Annotated in this window: 18 protein-coding genes; 5 read left to right on the plus strand and 13 right to left on the minus strand. The window is 71.3% G+C overall.

Annotation, left to right across the window (positions count from 1 at the left end; all coding sequences use genetic code 11):
* Positions 1-3 precede the first annotated feature (3 nt).
* Genes WBK31_RS20770 through WBK31_RS20795 form a run of 6 tightly spaced genes read right to left on the minus strand, consistent with a single transcriptional unit; the run spans position 4 to position 6,799 of the window.
* Entirely contained in the window at positions 4-1,023 is a 1,020-nt protein-coding gene (locus WBK31_RS20770; protein ID WP_406672992.1) for an alpha/beta fold hydrolase, read from the minus strand.
* A gap of 12 nt (positions 1,024-1,035) precedes the next feature.
* The gene (locus tag WBK31_RS20775) at positions 1,036-2,205 is read right to left on the minus strand and encodes a M24 family metallopeptidase (protein ID WP_378787974.1); all 1,170 of its coding nucleotides are present in this window, start codon (positions 2,203-2,205) and stop codon (positions 1,036-1,038) included.
* Positions 2,202-3,056, minus strand: a complete 855-nt coding sequence (locus WBK31_RS20780; protein WP_364054119.1) for an ABC transporter permease — start codon at positions 3,054-3,056, stop codon at positions 2,202-2,204. Before WBK31_RS20780 ends, WBK31_RS20775 begins: the two co-directional genes overlap by 4 nt.
* On the minus strand, positions 3,053-4,006 hold the full coding sequence (locus WBK31_RS20785; protein ID WP_364054122.1) for an ABC transporter permease: 954 nt from the start codon (positions 4,004-4,006) through the stop codon (positions 3,053-3,055). The genes WBK31_RS20780 and WBK31_RS20785 overlap by 4 nt, the downstream gene beginning before the upstream one ends.
* 1 nt (position 4,007) lies before the next feature.
* Positions 4,008-5,591 (minus strand): ABC transporter substrate-binding protein, encoded by a 1,584-nt coding sequence (locus WBK31_RS20790; RefSeq protein WP_364054125.1) that lies wholly within the window; start codon positions 5,589-5,591, stop codon positions 4,008-4,010.
* Entirely contained in the window at positions 5,591-6,799 is a 1,209-nt protein-coding gene (locus tag WBK31_RS20795) for a dipeptidase (RefSeq protein WP_378787971.1), read from the minus strand. Before WBK31_RS20795 ends, WBK31_RS20790 begins: the two co-directional genes overlap by 1 nt.
* Before the next feature lie 129 nt (positions 6,800-6,928).
* On the opposite strand from WBK31_RS20795, the gene WBK31_RS20800 reads away from it, so the two are divergent.
* The 5 genes from WBK31_RS20800 (at position 6,929) to WBK31_RS20820 (ending at position 11,829) form a co-directional block, all read left to right on the plus strand.
* Complete coding sequence (locus WBK31_RS20800; protein WP_364054130.1) at positions 6,929-7,930, plus strand: ABC transporter ATP-binding protein; 1,002 nt, start codon at positions 6,929-6,931, stop codon at positions 7,928-7,930.
* A complete protein-coding gene (locus WBK31_RS20805) occupies positions 7,914-8,927 on the plus strand; it encodes an oligopeptide/dipeptide ABC transporter ATP-binding protein (RefSeq protein WP_364054133.1) in 1,014 nt (337 codons plus the stop codon). The genes WBK31_RS20800 and WBK31_RS20805 overlap by 17 nt, the downstream gene beginning before the upstream one ends.
* Positions 8,928-9,025: 98 nt before the next feature.
* Positions 9,026-9,706, plus strand: coding sequence for a biliverdin-producing heme oxygenase (locus WBK31_RS20810; protein ID WP_364054136.1), 681 nt, complete (start codon positions 9,026-9,028; stop codon positions 9,704-9,706).
* 52 nt (positions 9,707-9,758) lie between these two features.
* Positions 9,759-10,355: a TetR/AcrR family transcriptional regulator gene (locus WBK31_RS20815; RefSeq protein ID WP_364054139.1), complete on the plus strand. Its 597-nt coding sequence runs from the start codon at positions 9,759-9,761 to the stop codon at positions 10,353-10,355.
* 67 nt (positions 10,356-10,422) lie between these two features.
* On the plus strand, positions 10,423-11,829 hold the full coding sequence (locus WBK31_RS20820) for an MFS transporter (RefSeq protein WP_364054142.1): 1,407 nt from the start codon (positions 10,423-10,425) through the stop codon (positions 11,827-11,829).
* A 23-nt stretch (positions 11,830-11,852) separates the two neighbouring features.
* On the opposite strand, the gene WBK31_RS20825 is transcribed toward WBK31_RS20820, so the two are convergent.
* The 7 genes from WBK31_RS20825 to WBK31_RS20855 form a co-directional block, all read right to left on the minus strand.
* Positions 11,853-13,082 (minus strand): cytochrome P450, encoded by a 1,230-nt coding sequence (locus WBK31_RS20825; protein ID WP_406672993.1) that lies wholly within the window; start codon positions 13,080-13,082, stop codon positions 11,853-11,855.
* A 645-nt stretch (positions 13,083-13,727) separates the two neighbouring features.
* The gene (locus tag WBK31_RS20830) at positions 13,728-15,233 is read right to left on the minus strand and encodes a HAMP domain-containing sensor histidine kinase (protein ID WP_364054148.1); all 1,506 of its coding nucleotides are present in this window, start codon (positions 15,231-15,233) and stop codon (positions 13,728-13,730) included.
* Positions 15,230-15,922, minus strand: coding sequence for a response regulator transcription factor (locus tag WBK31_RS20835; protein WP_364054151.1), 693 nt, complete (start codon positions 15,920-15,922; stop codon positions 15,230-15,232). The genes WBK31_RS20830 and WBK31_RS20835 overlap by 4 nt, the downstream gene beginning before the upstream one ends.
* On the minus strand, positions 15,919-16,461 hold the full coding sequence (locus WBK31_RS20840) for a hypothetical protein (protein ID WP_364054154.1): 543 nt from the start codon (positions 16,459-16,461) through the stop codon (positions 15,919-15,921). The genes WBK31_RS20835 and WBK31_RS20840 overlap by 4 nt, the downstream gene beginning before the upstream one ends.
* 10 nt (positions 16,462-16,471) lie before the next feature.
* Positions 16,472-17,713: an ABC transporter permease gene (locus WBK31_RS20845; protein WP_406672994.1), complete on the minus strand. Its 1,242-nt coding sequence runs from the start codon at positions 17,711-17,713 to the stop codon at positions 16,472-16,474.
* Positions 17,710-18,441, minus strand: coding sequence for an ABC transporter ATP-binding protein (locus WBK31_RS20850; protein ID WP_364054160.1), 732 nt, complete (start codon positions 18,439-18,441; stop codon positions 17,710-17,712). The genes WBK31_RS20845 and WBK31_RS20850 overlap by 4 nt, the downstream gene beginning before the upstream one ends.
* The gene (locus WBK31_RS20855; protein WP_364054163.1) at positions 18,438-19,511 is read right to left on the minus strand and encodes an efflux RND transporter periplasmic adaptor subunit; all 1,074 of its coding nucleotides are present in this window, start codon (positions 19,509-19,511) and stop codon (positions 18,438-18,440) included. The genes WBK31_RS20850 and WBK31_RS20855 overlap by 4 nt, the downstream gene beginning before the upstream one ends.
* Between the last annotated feature and the right edge of the window lie 42 nt (positions 19,512-19,553).

Here is a 19,553-nt window from a genome sequence, read left to right on the forward strand (position 1 = left end):
CGATCAGGGCCGTTCTCGCACCTGCCGCGCGCCACCCGGCTCCTCGCTGACAGAGCCGGCGGAACCCGAGGAGCCGGACGCGCCAGCAGAATCGGCGGTACCCGAGGAGCCGGACGCGCCAGCAGAATCGGCGGTACCCGAGGAGCCGGACGCTCCCGCCGAAACGGCGGTGCCCGAGGAGCCGGACGTGCCGGCGAGCGCTCTGGCGAGGAAGTCGCGGACGGTGGCCTCCCACAGCTCGGCCTCCTCGACCTGCGGCGAGTGCCCGGACTTCTCGAAGATGCGCAGCTCGGCACCCGGGATGAGGCGGGCGATGGTCTCGCTGCACTCGGGCGGCGTGATCCAGTCGTGGCGGCCGACGGTGACGAGGGTCGGCGCGGTGATGCCGGGCAGCAGGTGCTTGATGTCGTAGTTCGGCTGGTTGTGGGCGAAGGCGTAGTTGTGCGTCTGGTAGTGGTACGGGGTGGCGGCCACGCGCTGCTCGACCTTGGCGGGGTCGTAGTCGTGGTCGTACAGGGGGAGGATCTCGCGCCAGCAGTCGCGCAGGTCGTCGTCGTCGCGGACGGTGCCCGACATGATGCGGTCGAGCTTGTCGCGGTCGATCGTCACCCGGGAGGAGGCGGCGGCGTTGCGGATGGCGAGGTCCTGGTTGGCGTTGTCGGCCGAGGTGTCGCGCAGGACCAGGGCGCTGACGCGGTCGGGGTGGCGGGCGGCGTACTCCATGGCGATGAAGCCGCCGTACGAGCCGCCGGCCATGACGATCTTCTCGGCGCCGATCCACTGGCGCAGGCCCTCGACGTCGGCCACCCACTGCTCGTGGGTGAACGGCCCGTTGAGCCCGCTGGCCCCGGAACCTCTCGCGTCGAAGACGAGCACCCGGTAGGCGTCGGCGAGGCGGCCGAAGCTGGCCTTGGGTTCGGCGAGCGAGCCGAGTCCGGGTGCGCCGTGGTGGGCGATGACGACGTGCTCGCCGTCGCCGAGTATCTCGACGTTGAGGCGGTTGCCGTTGATGTCGACGTACACAGGTGTCCTCTCTCAGATGACGACGTCGGTGAGCTCGCGCGGGTACGCGGTGAGCCGGCGCGGACCCGACTCGGTGACGAGCACGGTGTCGGAGATGCGGTAGCCGGCGTGGCCCGGCACGTAGACGCCGGGCTCGCTGGACAGGATCATGCCGGGGGCGAGTTCGGTGGCGTCGCCGTCGGACAGCCACGGCGGCTCGTGGAAGCCGAGCCCGATGCCGTGCCCCTGGCGGTGGCGCAGGTGCGCGCCGTCGCCGGCCTCCTTGATGACGGCCAGGCAGCGGCGGTTGGCCTCTTCGCAGGTGATGCCGGGGACGAGCGCCTCGGTGCCGATCTCCTGCGCCTCGCGTACGGCCTCGTAGTAGCGGGCCTGCTCGGGCGTGGGCTCGCCGATGACGAACGTGCGCTCGCTTTCGACGAACCGGCCGCCGACGGCGCAGCCGAGCGAGAGCATGAACGTCTCCCCCGCCTTGAGCCGGTCACCGCCGGGCAGCCGGTGCGGCTGGGCGGAGTTGGGCCCGCCGTAGACGAGGCCGCCGGTCAGCATGGGGACGACCACGACGTCCTCGTGGGAGGCGTACATGAGGCGGGAGCCGTAGGAGATGACGTGGCCGGCCAGCTCGGTCTCGGTGGGCAGCTCGCCGCCCGCTTCGAGGGCCTGCCTGACCAGCTCCACGCCGGCGTCGATCATCCGGTCGGCGATGCGGGCGGCCTCCTCGTGCAGCGCGATTTCCTCGGGCTGCTTGCGCAGCCGCACCTGGCCGACGGCGTCGCAGACGCGCCAGCGGGTGCCGGGGAACGCCTCGGCCAGCGCCGCCGTACGGCCGATCGAGGTGGACGGCGCGTACCCGGCCGTGGCGGGGGCGGGGACGTGCGCGGCGAGCACCGCGAACGGCGAGCGGGTGCCGGGGAACTCTGGGTAGGCGAGGATCTCGGCCCTGGCGCCCTGGTCCTCGGCGTACTCGCGTTCGAGGTCGGGCACGAGCAGCACGGGGTCGCCGTCGAGCGGCAGCCAGCAGGCGACCGGGCGCTCGTTCGGGAAGTGGTGGAATCCGGTGAGGTAGGCGACGTCCAGCGGGTCGTCGAGCAGCAGCGCCGCCAGCCCGTCGGCGGCCATGCGGGCGCGCACCCGGTCGAGGGCGCCCGCGTAGAAGGAGCCGGGCAGCCGCTGGGAGAAGGTCATGTGTCGCTCCTGTGGTTGCGGGCGTCGTTGTAGGCCACGGACAGCAGCGTGGTGGAGAGAACGAGCAGCAGGATCGCCAGCGACGGGAACAGCGTGGTCCACCAGGCGGAGGCGAGCGCCCCCGACTGCTGCGCCTTGTGCAGGATGGTCCCCCACGACCAGCTGTTCGGGTCGCCCAGGCCGAGGAAGGAGAGCCCGGCCTCCGACAGCACGGCGCGCGACGTGGTGAGCACGACGGACACGCCGACGACGGGGACGACGCCGGGCAGCAGGTGCTTGCGGACGATCCACCACGACGAGCCGCCGACGACCTTGGCCGCCGACACGAACGGCATGGGCACGATGGCCAGCGCCTGCGAGCGCACCACGCGGGCCACCTCGGGCCAGCTGAACAGCGCGATCACCACGGCCAGCGTGCGCACGCTGGGCCCGGCGAGCGCGGCGACCAGGATCATCAGCGGCAGCACGGGCAGCGACAGCGACAGGTCGACCAGCACGCCGAGCGGGGTGTCGAGGCGGCGGAAGTACGCGGCGCTGACGCCGATGAGCAGGCCGATGCCGATGGCCAGCACGGAGGCGCTGGCGCCGACCGCCATGCTGACCCTGGTGCCCCAGACGACCTGGGCGAAGACGTCCTGGCCGATGTCGTCGGTGCCGAACCAGTGGGCGGCCGAGGGCGGCTGCGAGGTGTCGGGGCCGTATCCCTCGGGGAAGGGCGCGATGAGCGGCGCGAAGATCGCGATGAGCAGCATCAGCAGCAGCACGGCCGCGCTGGCCATGCCGAGCGGGTTGCGGCGGAAGGAGCTCCAGGTCCGCCTGCGCGGGGTGAGCTCCGCTGCGATGGCGGTCATGTGGTGCGCACTCTCGGGTCGAGGATGCCGTAGGCCACGTCCGTGATCAGGTTGGCCACCACGACGGCGGCGGCGAGCAGCACGAACGCGCCCTGCAGGACGGGGAAGTCGAGCTGGCCGACCGCCTCGTAGATGGCGCGGCCGATGCCCGGGTAGGCGTAGATGGTCTCGGTCAGCACCGCGCCGCCGACCAGGGTGCCGAGCTGCAGTCCGGCGATGGTGGTGGTGGGCAGCAGCGCGTTGCGCAGCGCGTGCTTCCACACGACCGTCCCGGGCCGTACGCCCTTGGCCCTGGCCAGCGAGACGTAGTCCTCGCCGAGCGCCTCGATGAGCGTGGTCCGCATGGTCAGCACGTAGCCGCCGAGCTGGATGAGCACCAGCGACAGGCAGGGCAGCACCAGGTGGTGCACCATGCTGACGGTGGCGGCGATGCCGGTGGCGTCGAGGTCCACCGCGCCGCCGATGGGGAACCAGCCGAGCCAGACGCCCAGCACGTACATGAGGAAGATGCCGACGCTGGGCACGAACAGCGACTGGGCGGTGACGCCGGTGAGCTGGATGACCCGGTCGAGCCAGCCCTTGGCCCTGGTGGCGGCGAGCACGCCGAGCGGGATGCCCAGCGCGATCGTCACCACCATGGCCGAGCCGGTGAGGATCAGCGTCCACGGCAGCCGTTCCATCAGCACGGTCGTGACGGGGACCGACTGGCGGAACGACATGCCGAGGTTGCCGTGGAGGAGCTGGCCGAGGTAGTCGACGTACTGTGCGGCCAGGGGCTTGTCCAGGCCGAAGTCGGCGAGCAGCTTCCGGCGCAGCTCCTCGGTCATGTTCGGGTCGGCCACGGCCAGCACCGGGTCGCCCGGCAGCAGGCGGACCAGGAAGAACGTCACCGTGACCGCGAACCACAGGGTGAGCAGGCCGCGGGCCAGCCGTAGGCCGATGAACCGCATATCAGCCCGCCGGCTTCGCCGAGGCGAGGGAGAGCGGGTTCAGGATGGACAGCAGCTCGCTCGGCATCGGCTTGAAGCCGGTCCACTTCGCGGAGTAGGCGATGTTGAACGTCTCCACGTACAGGACGTTGTCGTAGACCTGGTCGTGGATGATGCGGGCGGCCTCCTGGATCGGGCCCCTGGCCTCGTCGACGGTGAGCGCGCGCTGCGCCTTGTCGATGAGCGCGTCCAGCTTGGGGTCCTCGACCTGGGCGTAGTTGATGAACCCACCGGTCTTGAACGCCAGCCCCAGGTTCGCGGGCGGGTTGTCCATGATCGCCCACGATCCGGCGTAGATGTCGAAGTCGCGCTTGGCCGTCTTGTCCAGGTACGTGTTGCGCTCCAGGCCCTGCAGCTCGATCGTGATCCCGGCCTTCTTCGCCGAGTCGCGCACCATGGGCGCCCAGCGGGCGATGTTCGGGTCGGCCTGGTCGTAGATCATGCCGAGCTTGAGGCCGGTCTGCCCCGCCTCGGCGAGCAGCTTCTTGGACTGCTCGGGGTCGAAGGCGTACTCCTTGGACGTCGGGTCGGTCCAGTCGGGCAGGGTGGGGGTGAGCACGCTGGAGTTGGAGGACTTGGCGAAGCCCTTCAGCGCGATGTTCCTGATGGCCTCGTAGTCCACGGCGTGGGCCAGCGCCTGGCGCACGCGCACGTCGTCCAGCGGCTTGCGCTTGGTGTTGTACTGCAGGTGGGCCCAGCCGAGCGAGGGGATCTGCTGGAGCTTGACCTTGGGGTCGTTCTTCAGCTCGGCCGCGGTGGCGGGCGGCAGCACGTTGCCGATGAGGTCGATCTCGCCGTTGCGCAGCGCCAGCACCTCGGTGTTGACGTCGGGGAAGACGCGGAAGACGACCTCCTTGACGGTGGGCTTGCCGGGCCCGAAGTCGTCGACGCGCTCCATGATGTAGCGCTGGCCGCGCTCGACCTTGGTCAGCTTGAACGGCCCCGCGCTCACCCAGTCCTTGTCGTTGGCGAACTTCTGCACGCTCGGGGCCTTCTCGAAGACGTGCTTGGGCACGATCGGCAGCCAGAAGCCCACGTTGTCGAGGAACGTGCCGTCGGGGCGGGTCAGCGTGAAGCGCACCTCGGTGGGCGAGACGGCCTCGGCCTTGTCGAGCGCGGTGATGAGCCCGGCCACGACGCCGAACTGCTCCTTCTGTACCGCCGTGATCGCGAACACCACGTCGTCGGCGGTGACCGGCTTGCCGTCGGACCACTTCATGTCGTCGCGCAGCTTGACGGTGGCGCTCTTGCCGTCCTCCGCGTACGACCACTCGGTGGCGAGGTACGGGGTGCGCTTGCCGGCCTCGTCCATCTGCATGAGGTGGGGGTACATGAGGCTGGTGACCCACGAGTCGGTACGGCTGTTGCCGACCAGCGGGTTGTAGTTGACCACGTCGGCGGTGGTGCCGATGGTCAGCCGGTCGGCCGAGGCCGGAGCGGCCTGCTGTGCGGACGGTGAGCCCGACTGGCCGGGCACGCTGGGGGCGCAAGCCGTGATGGCGGTAAGTGCGGCGGCCAGCGCCGCGGCGAGCGTGACACGTTTCATCAGATCCAGACCTCTTCCAGCACCCGCATGACGTTGCCCCCGACGACCTTGGTGATCTCGTCGTCCGAGTAATCGTGGGCGACGAGCCAGGAGATGATGTTCCAGAAGCATTCGGCCGGGTTCTCCAGGCCGTCCACGTACTCGACCTTCTCGTAGTCGATCCCGGCGTGCGCCTCCCTGATCGACAGGTGGTCGGCGAACGTGTCGTGCAGCCCGACGTGGTCGCCGAAGAGCGTGTCGGGGCCGAAGGCCACGTGGTCGATGCCGACCAGGTCCACACAGTACGTGAAGTGGTCCATGACCGACTCCAGGCTGTGCCTGGGGTGGTTCGGCGACAGCGTGGTGTGCGGGGCCGCCTCCAGGCCGATGACGCCGCCGCGTTCGGCCGCCGCCTTGATGACCTCGTCGGGCTTCATGCGGTTGGTGGGCCAGACCGCGCGGGCGCCGGCGTGGGTGATGAGGATCGGCTTGGTGGAGTGCCTGATCGTGTCGAGCGAGGTCTGGTCGCCGGAGTGCGAGACGTCGATGGCGATGCCGAGCTTGTTCATGCGGCGCACGGCCTTCTCGCCGAACAGGGTCAGGCCGCCGTCGCGGCGCTCCTTCAGGCCGCTGCCGAGCGTGTTGGCCTCGCTGTAGGCGATGCCCATCTGCCGTACGCCGAAGCCGTACAGCATGTCGATCCTGTCGAGCTCGTTCTCGATCATCGTGGCCGCCTCCAGGGCGAGCACGAGGCCCATGCGGCCGCTGTTGTGCGCCTCGTACACGTCGGCGAGGCGTTCGACCTTGATGAGGTAGTCCTGGTGCGCGATGTCCGACAGGCGCATGCCGATGTCGGCGACCACGTCGGTCCACTTCCAGCCGGCCTGGCTGGTGACGCAGCAGGTGCCGTCCATGAGGTTGTCGAAGACGACGGTCATGCCGGAGCGGGCCAGGCCCTCGTAGCCGGTGCGGTGGCGGGCGGTGCGGTTGTAGTCGACGGTCTGGCTGATGTCGTCGGGGAAGACCGACGGGTGGTCGTGCAGGGAGACGACGAGGCTCTCGGTGAGGAGACGGCGTACGCGCTCGGTCTGCTCGGTGGTGAGCTCGGGCCCCTGGTAGGCGGGGACGCGGCCGATCTCGGGGGCCAGGTCGAAGTGCCGGTAGTCGACACCTTCTTCGAGGTACTCGTACGAACGGTAGCCCTTGTAGCTCTTCGCGGCTTCCAGCATCTGGTATCCCCTCTTGTCCGATTGCCGGAAGTTTGCCAGGATCAGGCGCCAAAGACAATATCCGAGTTGTTTTTCGGCAGCAGACCATCCATCAGCGCCAGTATTCGTCACAATCGAGGAGGGGGTGCGGTGAGCGAACCACCGGCCCTGGAGATCCGCGGCCTGCATGTCACCTTCACCGTCCAGGGACGCGAGATCCCGGCGGTCCGCGGGGTCGACCTGACCATCGAGCGCGGCCAGACGCTGGCGCTGCTCGGCGAGTCGGGCTCGGGCAAATCCGTCACCGCGAAGGCCGTCATGGGGCTGCTCGACCAGCCGAACGCCCGCGTACGCTGCGAGTCGGCCAGGCTCGGCGGGCGCGACCTGCTCGCCATGGACGCCGAGCAGCTCAGAGCGCTGCGCGGCAGCGCGATGACGCTCGTCTTCCAGGACGCGCTGTCGGCGCTCAACCCCGTGCTCAGCATCGGCGACCAGATCGGCGAGCTGTTCCGCGTGCACCGCGGCCTGTCGCGCAAGGAGGCGCGGGCCCGCTCCATCGAGATGCTCGACCTCGTCGGCATCCCCGCCGCCGCCAAGCGCATCGACGACTACCCGCACCAGTTCTCCGGCGGCATGCGGCAGCGCATCCTCGTCGCCATGGCGGTGGCGCTGGAGCCCGACCTGATCATCGCCGACGAGCCGACGACCGCGCTCGACGTGACCGTCCAGGCGCAGATCCTGGAGCTCATCGACCGGCTGCGGCGCGAGCTGGGCACCGCCGTGCTGCTCATCACGCACGATCTCGGCGTCGCGGCCGAGGTCAGCGACCGGATCGCGGTCATGTACGCCGGGCGCATCGTCGAGCGCGGCGAGGTCGGCGAGCTGTACGAGCGGCCCGCGCACCCGTACACGGAGGCGCTGCTCGCCGCCGTCCCCGACCTGGACAGCCCGGCATCGGAGCTGCGCGCCATTCCCGGCGCGCCGCCCAGCCCGGCCGAGGTGCCGCCGGGGTGCTCGTTCGCGCCGCGCTGCGCGCGGGCGAGCGAGGTGTGCGGCCGGACCCGGCCGCCGCTCACGGTCCTGCGGGCCGGATCGGACCGTTACGTCGCCTGCCACCACGCGGAGGAGATGCTCGATGGCGCTCTCACCTGACGCCGCCCCCACCAGGACCTCCGAGCAGGAGAGCGAGCCGGTGCTGCGGGCGGTGAACCTGCACAAGACGTACCGGGGCGGCCTGCTGTCCAGGGGCGGCGCCGTACGCGCGGTCTCCGGCGTGGACCTCGACCTCTATCCCGGCGAGACCCTCGGCATCGTCGGCGAGTCGGGCTGCGGCAAGTCCACCCTGGCCCGCATGCTCGTCGGCCTCGAACGTCCCGACGAGGGCGAGGTCACCTTCCGCGGCCGGCCCTTCTTCACCAGGGGCGGCGTGCCGCGCGACATCAGGCGGCGGGTCCAGATGGTCTTCCAGGACCCGCTCACCTCGCTCAACCCGCGCATGACCGTGCACGACATCGTGGCCGAGCCGCTGCGCGTGCACCGCCTGGCGCCGAACTCCCGCGCCATGCGCGAGCGCGTCGCCGAGCTGCTGACCCTGGTCGGCCTGTCGCCCGACCGGATGAGCCGCTTCCCGCACGAGTTCTCCGGCGGCCAGCGGCAGCGGATCGGCATCGCCCGCGCCCTTGCCACCGAGCCCGACGTGATCGTCTGCGACGAGCCCGTGTCGGCGCTCGACATGTCGGTGCAGGCGCAGGTGGTCAACCTCTTCGCCGAGCTGCAGCGCACGCTCGGGGTGGCGCTGGTGTTCATCGCGCACGACCTCGCCGTCGTCCGGCACGTCTCCCACCGGGTGGGCGTGATGTACCTGGGGCGGATGGCGGAGCTGGGCACGGCGGCCGAGGTGTACTCGGCGCCGGCGCATCCGTACACGATGGCGCTGCTGTCGGCGGCGCCCGTGCCGAAGCCCGCCCTGCGCGGCCGCAAGCGCATCATGCTGGCCGGCGACCCGCCGAGCCCGGTGGCGCCACCGCCCGGCTGCCGCTTCCACACCCGCTGCTGGAAGGCCACGGATCGGTGCGGGCAGGTCGAGCCGGCGTTCGAAGAGGTGGACGGCCACTTCGCGGCCTGCCATTACGCCGAACGCCCGGCCTGACGTGGCCTTTTCCTGGCAGCGGAAAGGAGAGGCAGACTTTGCTGACAGACTGTCGTCATCTTCTTGACGCCGCCCGCCGCCGTTTGTGACACTTCGTCATGAAACGCCGGCACGAGCAGAGGTGGGCCGTGACCTCGACCTTCTCCGAAACGCTGCGGAACGCCACGTGGTCCGACCACGAGTCCGCCGAGTCCGGCGGATACCTCGCCGCGCTGATGGCCGGCCGCCTGACCGAGCAGGAATACGGCGAGATGGTGGCCCAGCACTACTTCGCCTACGCCGCGCTCGACGGCGTCTCCCGCGAGCTGGCCGGCCACCCGGTGGCGGGCCGCTTCGTCTTCCCCGAGCTCTATCGGGAGGCGGCGCTGGAACGCGACCTCGCCGCCATCTACGGCCCCGGCTGGCGCGACCGCATCGCGCCGTCGGAGTCCACCCGCGCCCTCGTGGCCCGCATCCGCGAGGTCGCCGGCTGGCCTGGCGGCTACGTCGCCCACCACTACACCCGCTACCTCGGCGACCTGTCCGGCGGCCAGTTCATCCGGATGGAGCTGCAGAAGATCTACGGTTACGGCAGGGGCGGGGGCGTCGACTTCTACGTCTTCGACGAGCTGGGCAGCCTGCCCCGCTTCAAAAGCGAGTACCGCGCCCGCCTCGACGCCCTGGGCGAGGAGCTGGACGAGGCCGAGCGGCAGCGGATGATCGCCGAGGTGCGCCTGGCGTACCGGCTCAACACCGACGTCCTCACCGACCTCCACCGCGTCATCAGGAAGGCCGCGTGATCATCCCTGCTTGACGGGGGCGGAGTGAGCGGGGCGGCCTACGATGGTGGGTATGCCCCGTATCTCGGCCGCCACCATCGGTGAGCATCGCGCGCAGACGCGCGACCGCATCCTGCAGGCCGTCTCCCGGCTGTCGCGGGTGCAGGGCATCGATGAGATCTCGATGACGGACGTGGCCAACGAGGCCGGCATCACGCGGACCGTTCTCTACAACTACTTTCCCGACAAGGCGGCGCTGCTGCTGGCCTTCACCGAGCGGGTGACGCGGTACTTCATCGAGAGCTACGAGCGTGAGCTGCCCGAGAGGGCGTCGCCGGCCGAGCGGCTGCGGGCGTTCGTCAGGCTGCAGCTCGCCGGGCTGCTCGCCCATCCGCATCCCGGGGCCGCCGATCTGAGCGCCGCGCTGGGGCCCGACGCGTACCAGCGGCTGGCCGAGCACGTCGCGCCGATGCAGCAGGTGCTGGCCGGCATCCTGCAGAGCGGGATCGAGGCGGGCGACTTCCGCGTGCTGGATGTGGCGGCCACCGCGCGCATGGTGCTCGCGGTCATCGGGGCCGAGCGGGTGCCGCTCATCAGCGGCGACGTCACGGTGGAGCGAGCCGGGGAGCTGGTGTCGGAGTTCGTGCTCCGGGCGATCGAGCGCCGCTGACGCACCTCGGGCCCAGCCGCGCACCCCCGCGTACGGGTGATCCAGGCCAGGGCTGGATGATGTTCGCATGAGCAACCCGTCCCAGCAGGCCGATGGGCACGTCGCCGTCAAGTCGGCGCGTGGCCGGTGGATCCTGGCGGCGACGGTGCTCGGGTCCGGGCTCGCGCTGCTCGACGGCACCGTGGTGAACGTGGCGCTGCCGTTCCTCGGCCGCGACCTGGACGCCCGCATGGACGGGCTGCAGTGGACGATCAACGCGTACACGCTGACCCTGGCCGGGCTCATCCTGCTGGGCGGCTCGCTCGGCGACCGCTACGGCCGCCGCCGGATCTTCCTCATCGGGGTCGTCTGGTTCGCGGTCGCATCGGCGCTGTGCGGACTGTCGCGGAGCATCGAGATGCTCATCGCGGCGCGCGCCCTGCAGGGCGTCGGCGGGGCGCTGCTCACGCCGGGCTCGCTGGCGATCATCCAGGCGAGCTTCCTGCGGCACGACCGGCCGCGCGCGGTGGGCGTGTGGTCGGGGCTCGGCGGCGTGGCCAGCGCGGTCGGGCCGCTGGTCGGCGGCTGGGTGGTGCAGTCGGCCGGCTGGCGGTGGGCGTTCCTGATCAACCTGCCGTTCGCGGCGCTCATCGTCTTCGTCACGCTGCGGCACGTGCCGGAGAGCCGGGACGAGCAGGCGGCGGGACGCTTCGACGTGCTCGGCTCGGTGCTCGCGGCGCTGGCGCTGGCCGGGCTCACGTACGGGCTGATCGAGCGGGGCGCGGTGGCGCCGCTGGCCGCCGGGGTGGTGCTGGGCGCGGCGTTCGTGGTGGTGCAGGTGCGCAGGTCGCCGGACGCGCTGGTGCCGGTGGGCATCTTCCGCGACCGGGTGTTCACGGCCGTCAACATCGTGACGCTCATCATGTACGCGGCCATGGGCGTGGTGTTCTTCCTGCTGGTGGTGCAGCTCCAGGTGGTGTCCGGGTTCTCGCCCATCGCGGCGGGCATGGCGATGCTGCCCGCGACGATCCTGATGATGCTGCTGTCGGCCAGGGCCGGCGAGCTCGCCAAGCGGTTCGGGCCGCGCACGCCCATGACGCTCGGGATGCTGGCGGCGGGCGGCGGGTTCCTGGCGATGAGCACGATCGGGTTCGGCGCCTCCTACCCGTTCCAGGTGCTGCCCGCGGTGTTCCTGTTCGGGCTCGGGCTGTCGGCGACGGTCGCGCCGCTGACGGCGACCGTGCTCGCCTCGGCCGACGAACGGCACGCGGGCATGGCCAGCGGCGTCAACAACGCGGTCGCGCGCACCGGCGGGCTGCTGGCGGTGGCCGCGGTGCCGCCGCTGGTGGGGCTGGTGGGCGACGCCTTCCAGAACCCGCCGGTGTTCGACGCCGGGTTCAGGACGGCGATGCTGATCTCGGCGGCGATGATGGCCGTCGCGGCGGCGATCACGTGGGTGACGATCAGGTCGAACGTGCTGGCCGCCGGCGACTGACCGCGCCCGCGGCCTGCCCGGAATCAGAACGTGAAGCGCTGGCTGCGGACGCTGTTGTCGAAGTTCGACAGCAGCAGCTCCGGCTCCCCCACCGTGCGGATGTCGGGCAGCCGGGTGAACAGCTCGCGGAACATCGTCCGCAGCTCCTGCCGCGCCAGGTTGGCGCCGAGGCAGAAGTGGGGCCCGGGCCCGCCGAAGCCGACGTGAGGCTTGGTGTCGCGGGTGATGTCGAACGTGTCGGGGTCGGGGAAGACCGACTCGTCGCGGTTGGCGGAGCCGTAGAACAGCACGACCTTGTCGCCCTTCTTCAGCTCCAGCCCGCGCAGCGAGTAGTCCTGGGTGACCGTGCGGCGGAACTGCATGATGGGCGAGACGTACCGGACGATCTCCTCGATCGTGTTGTTGATGTGCGCGTCGAAGTCGCTCAGCAGCAGCTCGCGCTGTGCGGGGTTCTCGGTGAGCAGCCGGATGCCGTGGGCCATCGCGTTGCGGGTCGTCTCGTTGCCGGCGACCAGCAGCAGCGAGAAGAACGAGCCGAGTTCCTTGTCGGTCAGCTTCTCGCCGTCGACGTTGGCGGTGACCAGCAGGGAGACCAGGTCGCCCTTGGGGTTCGCGGCGCGCTCGTGGCCGAGCTTGATGACCATGCGCTGGAGGGCGAGCAGGGCCATCATGTTCTGGCCGGCCATCTGGACGCTGCGCGCCAGGCTGGGGCGCACGCCGGTGTAGGCGGTGGAGATGTCGACATGCTTGTGCACGCGCTCGCGCAGCTCCTGCGGGATGTCCAGCATGTCGCAGATGACGTGGATGGGCAGCCGGGCGGCGACCTGGGAGACGAAGTCGCGCGGGCCGTCCTTGATGACATCGTCGACGATGCGCTTGCACGCGGCCTCGATGTCGCTCTGCAGGCCGGCCAGCATCTTCGGGCTGAACGAGCGGGTCACGATGCGGCGCAGGCGGGCGTGGCGCGGGTCGTCCATGTTGACCATCGACTCACCGAACACCTGCTTGATCCACCCGGGCGGCTCGGGGTTGGTGACGGCCGGCTCGCTGGAGAAGATCTTCGGATTGCGGCTGGCCTCGACGACGTCGGCATGGCGTACGAGGGCGTAGAAGCCCTTGCCCGAGCGAAGGAACGGCACCTTCTTCTCGGGGAAGAACACCGGGTGCTCCAGTTGCCGGAGCCGGGCGAAAGCCTCGTTCCGCTCCTTCAGCGGCTTGCGCCAGAAATCCAGATCAGCGAGGTCGATGTCCACCCGCCTATCCTGGCACGTTCCCAGGCCGGTCCCGCCACCGACGCCGGACGGAAAGCCCGGATATCACGGGCCTGCGGGACCGACACGGATGTGCATCCTGCCCTTCTGACCCGTTCTCGTAGCGTTCAGCCCTTATTCGTGACGCTTGGTCTTACTGGCGGTACGAACGCGCTGCTCGCCGCTCCCCTGGCGCTCCCCCTCGGCGTGCCCGGGGAAGGCGGTGCAGGTGCTCGCCGGGCGATCCTCCGGCGGGCTCCGGTTGCGCCGCCGGCCGACGCCCGCAGCGGCGGCTTCCCCGGCCGGCTCCGGCTGCGCCGCCGGCCGGCACGCGGAGCGGCTGCGCCGTCGGCCGGTTCCCGGCGCAGGCGCGCCCTCCTCCCGCTCTGCCCGCCTCCCACCGCACGGGCGCAACCCACAGAACGGGTTGAGGTCCCTTGAAGGAGAAAGTGAGGAGCGGCGGGCCGCTAAAGCCGCAAGGGGCGGAGTGCCGATGCCACAGGCGGGCGGCGGGCCGTCGCGCAGGCGAGCCACTCAAGGGGCGGAGTGCCGATGCCACAGGTGGACGGCGGGCCGTCGCGCGGTGCGGCCTTGAGAGCCGGGGTCGGCGCGGGTGGGAGGTCGGGGCCGGAGGGCGAGGCGGCCGGGTCAGGAGCCGGGGGCGGGGGGCTGAGGGGCGGGGTTCTCGGGCGGCTGTTCGGGGTCCATGGGGAGGATGACGCGGAACAGGGCGCCCTTGCCGGGTTCCGACTCCGCCATGATGACGCCGCCGTGCGCCTCCACCAGGGTCGCCGCGATCGACAGCCCCAGCCCGGAGCCGCCGGTGCTGCGGGCCGGGTCGGCGCGGTAGAAGCGTTCGAACACGCGCTCCGCCACCTCCGGCGCGAACCCGGGCCCCTCGTCGGCGACCTCCACCACCGCGTGGTCGCCGTCGATCCCCACGCGGACCTGGAAGGGGGTGCCGGGCGGGGTGTGGGTGAGCGCGTTGGTGACGAGGTTGTTGAGCACCTGGCCGAGCCGGGTCTCGTCGCCGGTGACGACGACCTCGCCCTCGCCGTCGAAGAGCCGTACCAGCTCGATCCGCCGGTCGGGGGCGAGCGTCTGGGCGTCGATGACGGCGGTGGCGCACAGGCTGAGCAGGTCCACGGGCCGCATCGCCAGCTCGCGCCGCTGGTCCAGGCGGGCCAGCAGCAGCATGTCCTCGACCAGCAGCCCCATCCTGGCGGCCTGCCCCTCGATGCGGCCGAGCAGCCGTACGGCCTCGTCCAGGTCCTTCTTCTCCCCCAGCCGGTACAGCTCGGCGAACCCCCTGATGGAGGTGAGCGGCGTGCGCAGCTCGTGCGAGGCGTCGGCCATGAACCGGCGCATCAGCTCCTCGGAGCGGCGGGCGGCGGTGGCGGACTCGCGGGCCGCCTCGGCGGCCTCCTCCCGTTCGCGGACCGCGCTCTCGATGCGGGCGAGCATGGTGTTGAGCGAGCGGCCGAGCCTGCCGACCTCGGTGGTGCCGGCCCAGAGCGGCACGCGGCGCGACAGGTCGCCGCCGGCGATGTCGTTCGCGGTACGCGCGATCTCGCCGAGCGGGCGCAGGCTCCTGCGTACCAGCCAATAACAGAGGAACCCGAGGACGGCGAGCGTGCCGCCGCCGGCCACCGCCACGATGAGGGCGAGCTGGGAGACGGTGGCGTCCACCTCGCCGAGGCTGATGGCCATCATCCTGTTGTGGCCGTCGCGGGCGGGCGCGGCGACGACCCGCCAGCTCGGCCCGCCCGCGGCGGTGGACTCCACGGTGAACGGGCGTCCGGCGCGGGCCCGCACCTCGGCGCCGGTCATGCGGGGCAGGGCGGGCCTGTACTCCTCGGTGGACTCGCTGAAGGTCCTGACGACGTCGCCTTCCGGGCTCAGCACGACGCCGTGGAACAGGCCGAAGAAGCGCTGCGGACGCCCGTCGGCGCGGGGCTCGACGGGCAGCGGGGCCTCGCGCGGCATGGCGGCCACGTGAAGCTGGCGATCGACGCGTTCGACGAGATAGCTGCGCAGCAGCCGCACGGCGAACAGGCCGGTCAGTGTGATCGCGAGGGTGACCAGCAGCAGGGTGGCCGAGACCAGCCGCAGCCAGAGCGGCGTCCTGGACAGGTGCTTCCTGATCTTCTTCATAGGCGGGGCGGGCGCAGGATGTAACCGACCCCGCGCAGGGTGTGGAGGTACTTCTCCTCGCCGGTGTCGATCTTGCGGCGCAGGTAGGAGACGTACGACTCGACGAGCCCGACGTCGGTGCGCCAGTCGCCGTTCCAGACGTGGTCGAGAATCTGCTTCTTCGACAGCACCCGGCCCACGTTCAGCATGAAGTAGCGCAGCAGCCGGAACTCGGTGGGCGACAGCCGTACGAGGACGCCGTCGCGCCAGACCTCGTGACTCTCCTCGTCCAGCTCGACGTCGGCGACCCGCAGCCGGTTCGGCGGCGGGGTGCCGCGGCGGGTCCTGCGCAGGATGGCCCTGATGCGCGCGATGACCTCCTCGAGGCTGAACGGCTTGGTCACGTAGTCCTCGCCGAGCCCCAGCCCGGCGATGCGGTCCTCCGGCGTGTCCTTGGCGGTCACGAAGAGGACGGGCACCCGGCGGCCGCGGGACCGCAGCCTTCCCGCGACCGCCAGGCCGTCCAGGTCGGGCAGCATCACGTCGAGCATCACCAGGTCAGGCGAGCTCTCCTCGGCCACCCGCAGGGCCTCCTTGCCGTCGGCCGCCGTCAGCACCTCGAACCCGGCCATGCGCAGGCTCGCCGAGAACAGCTCCCTGATGTTGGGTTCGTCGTCGACCACCAGCAGCCTGGCCTCGGGTTCGCTCATCGCGGGCCCCCTCCTCGCGGCGCGGGGCCGCCCTGGGTGATGGAGGTCGCGGTCACCGCGCCGCCGGCGCCGGGCGTGCCGCGTACCACGATCGTGTCGCCCGCCTTGAGGTCGGCGAGCTCGCCCGGCTTGGAGATCAGCACGGTGGTCTCGCCGGTGGTGGCGACGGTGACGGTCTCGCCGGCCGCGGTCTTCAGGTGGATCGTGCCGTCCTCGACCTTCTCGATCGTGCCGGCCGTACCGCCCGCTCCTCTGCCCTGACCACCGAAGCGGCCCGGCTGCCGGGCGCGCTGCCCGGCGCCGGCCTGCTCGCCGGTCGCCTGCCGCGCCGCGCCGGCCAGGGGGCCCGCCTGGGGGCCCGCACCGGCCCGGGACGTCGAGCCGAACGCGCTGTGCGCCTGGATGCCGATGAGGATCCCGGCCACCAGCACGACCCCGGCGCCGAGCGCGAGCGTGACCTTCGAGACGCCCCTCGCCGGCCGGACGGCGAGCTCCTCACGCAGGTCGCCGGGGAACGGCGAGGAGTCCAGCTTGTCCATCTCCTTCTCCTTACTCGTGGCGCAGGGCCTCGATCGGCCTGAGCTTGGCCGCCCGGTTGGCGGGGTAGCCGCCGAAGAACAGCCCGATCCCCACCGAGACGCCCAGCGCCAGCACGACCGACGACGGCACGAGGACCGGCTCGATGCCGGCGATGCTGAACCGGGTCCCTGCGAACGCCACCAGCACCCCCGACAGCCCGCCGACCAGGCTCAGCAGCGTGGCCTCCATGAGGAACTGGCCCAGGATGGCGCTCCTGGGCGCGCCCAGCGCCTTGCGGATGCCGATCTCGCGGGTGCGCTCGGTCACCGTCACCAGCATGATGTTGGTGATGCCGATGCCGCCCACGAGCAGCGAGATCGCGGCGACCGCGGCGAGCAGCACGGTGAAGGTGCCGGTGGCCTCGCTGACGGTCTCCTGCAACGTCGCCTGGTTGAGGAGGCGATAGTCGGGGTTGTGGGGGTTCGTGATGCCGTGTCGTTGGTTGAGAATAGCGGTGACCTCCGCCTGGGCCGCCGAGGTGGTCTTCGCTCCGGTCGCCTGCACGACGATCTGGTTCAGCGAGCCGAACCCGCTCAGGCTCTGCTGTACGGCGGGCAGCGGCGCCACGGCCACGTCGTCGGCGTCCTGCGCGCCGCTCGACCCGGCCGCCTTGAGCACCCCGACCACCGTGAACGGCACCCCCTTCACGCTGACCTGCCGGCCGATCGGGTCGGTCGCGCCGAACAGCTCGTCCGCGACCGTCTGGCCGATGACCATGACCTTCCTGGCGGCGAGCACGTCGTCGTTGTAGAAGTAGGCGCCCTTCGCGACCGGCTTGTTGACGGCCTCGAAGTAGCTCGGGTAGGTGCCGACGAGCTGCGCGATCGGGTGGCTCGCGGCGCCGTACACCGCCTGGGCCGCGGAGACCGTCACCACCGGCGAGACGCTCTTCACCGACGGGGCCAGCGTCTTGTCCGTCAGCGCCCTGGCGTCGGCGAGGCTGAGCTGCCTGGCCTGCGTGCGCGGCCCGGTGTTGCCGCCGGAAGGCCCGCGCTGGCCCCCTCCTCCGGAGAACGACGGCGAGATCGTCAGCGTGTTGGCGCCCAGCCGCTGGATGTTCTGCTGGATGCTGCGCGAGGAGCCCTCGCCGATGGCCACCAGCATGATCACGGCGGCCACGCCGATGAGGATGCCGAGCGTGGTCAGCGCGCTGCGCAGCTTGTTCGCCAGCAGGCCGCGCAGGGCGAAGCGGAGGATCTCGATCTGGTTCACCGGGCGGCCTCCACCAGGCGGGGCGGCGGGCCGTCCACCGGGGCCTGGCGGCGGTCGTCCACGATCTCGCCGTCCACCAGCCGGATCACCCGCTTGGCGTGCGCGGCCACGTCGTCCTCGTGTGTGATCAGCACGATCGTGCGGCCGGACGCGCTGAGCCCGTCCAGGATCTGCAGGACGTCGGCCGTCGAGGCGGTGTCCAGGTTGCCGGTCGGCTCGTCGGCGAGCAGCAGCGCCGGGGCGGTCACCAGGGCCCTGGCCACGGCCACCCGCTGCTGCTGGCCGCCGGAGAGCCGGTTCGGCTCGTGGTGCACCCGGCCGGCCAGGCCGACCCGTTCCAGCGCGGCCAGCGCGCGGGCGCGCCGCTCGGCCGGGGCGACGCCGCCGTACACGAGGGGCAGCTCCACGTTGGCCAGCGCGCTCATGCGCGGGATCAGGTTGAACGCCTGGAAGACGAAGCCGACGCGGCGGTTGCGCAGCACGGCGAGCTGGTGCTCGTCCAGGCGGCCCACGTCGGTGCCGTCGATCTCGTACGTGCCCGAGGTGGGGACGTCGAGGCAGCCGAGGATGTTCATCAGCGTGGACTTGCCGGAGCCGGACGCGCCCATGATGGCCACGTAGTCGCCCTGTTCGACGTCGAGGCTGACGCCGCGCAGCGCCCGTACCTTGGCCTCGCCCTCGCCGTACTCCTTGACCAGGTTGCGCACCCGCAGGACCGGGACCGTCATCTGCGGCCTCCGCCGGGGAAGCCGCCGCCGAACCGCCGGCCGTCCGGGCCGCTTCCGGTGCCGCCGGTCGGGGTGGAGGGCGGCACGATCTGCTCGCCCTCCGACACGCCGGAGACGATCTCGGTGAGCGCGGCGCCCTGGACGCCGACCTCGACCGGGGTCCTGACCTGGCGGCCGTCCCTGAGCACGGTGACCGTGGTCTGCCCGCCGCTGGTGGAGACCGCGGTGGAGGGGACGGTGACGACGTTCTCGGCCCTGCCGACCACGACCTCGACCGTGGCGGTCTGTCCCAGCCTGACCTGCTCCGGGACCTTTGTGAACGTGATCGTCACCGGGTAGCGCACGACGTTGTCGCTGGTGGCGGCGACCGGCTCGATCTGCGTCACCTTGCCGGTCGCGGTCACGCCGGGCAGCGCGTCGAACGTGATCGTGGCCTGCTGGCCCTTCTTGAGACGGCCGGCGTCCGACTCGGTGAACGTGCCGACGAGGCGGAGCTTGGTGGTGTCGGCCAGCTCGATGAAGCCGCCCGCCGCCTGGTCGCCTCCTGCGCCCGTGCCGCCGGTGCTCTGGCCTCCGACGGAGCCGTTCACCGCGGTGACCGTGCCCTTGAACGGGGCCTTGATGACCGTGGCCGCCACCGTGCGCTGCGCCTGCCGGTAGGCGTTGCGTGCCTTGATGTAGGCGGCGTAGAGCTGCGCCGTGTCCGTGCCGTCCGCCACGGCGCTGTCGTACGCGGCCTTGGCCGCCGCCAGGTTCTCCTGCGCCGCCGTGTCGTCCAGCCTGGCCAGGATGTCGCCCTTGGCCACCTTGTCGCCGGCCTTGACGTAGATCTTCTCGACGGTCCCGCTCGTACCGAACGACAGAGCGCGGGCCCGCGCGCTCTCGACCGCGCCCGAGGCCGACACCGACGCGGTCACCGAGCCGCGGCTCGCGGTCACCGTGCGCACGGCCGTCTCACCCGCGGCCCGGTCCGTGCCGAGCTGCGCGTACACGAGGCCGGCACCGCCCAGCAGGAGCACCGTGAGCACCCCGTTGGTCACCAGCGCCCTGCGTCTGATCGACACCTTCACGAGCGGTGACCCTCGCACACCAGGCTGTGACGCAGCCGCGAG

Source organism: Nonomuraea sp. N2-4H, assembly GCF_045291505.1.
Classification (GTDB): domain Bacteria; phylum Actinomycetota; class Actinomycetes; order Streptosporangiales; family Streptosporangiaceae; genus Nonomuraea; species Nonomuraea fastidiosa.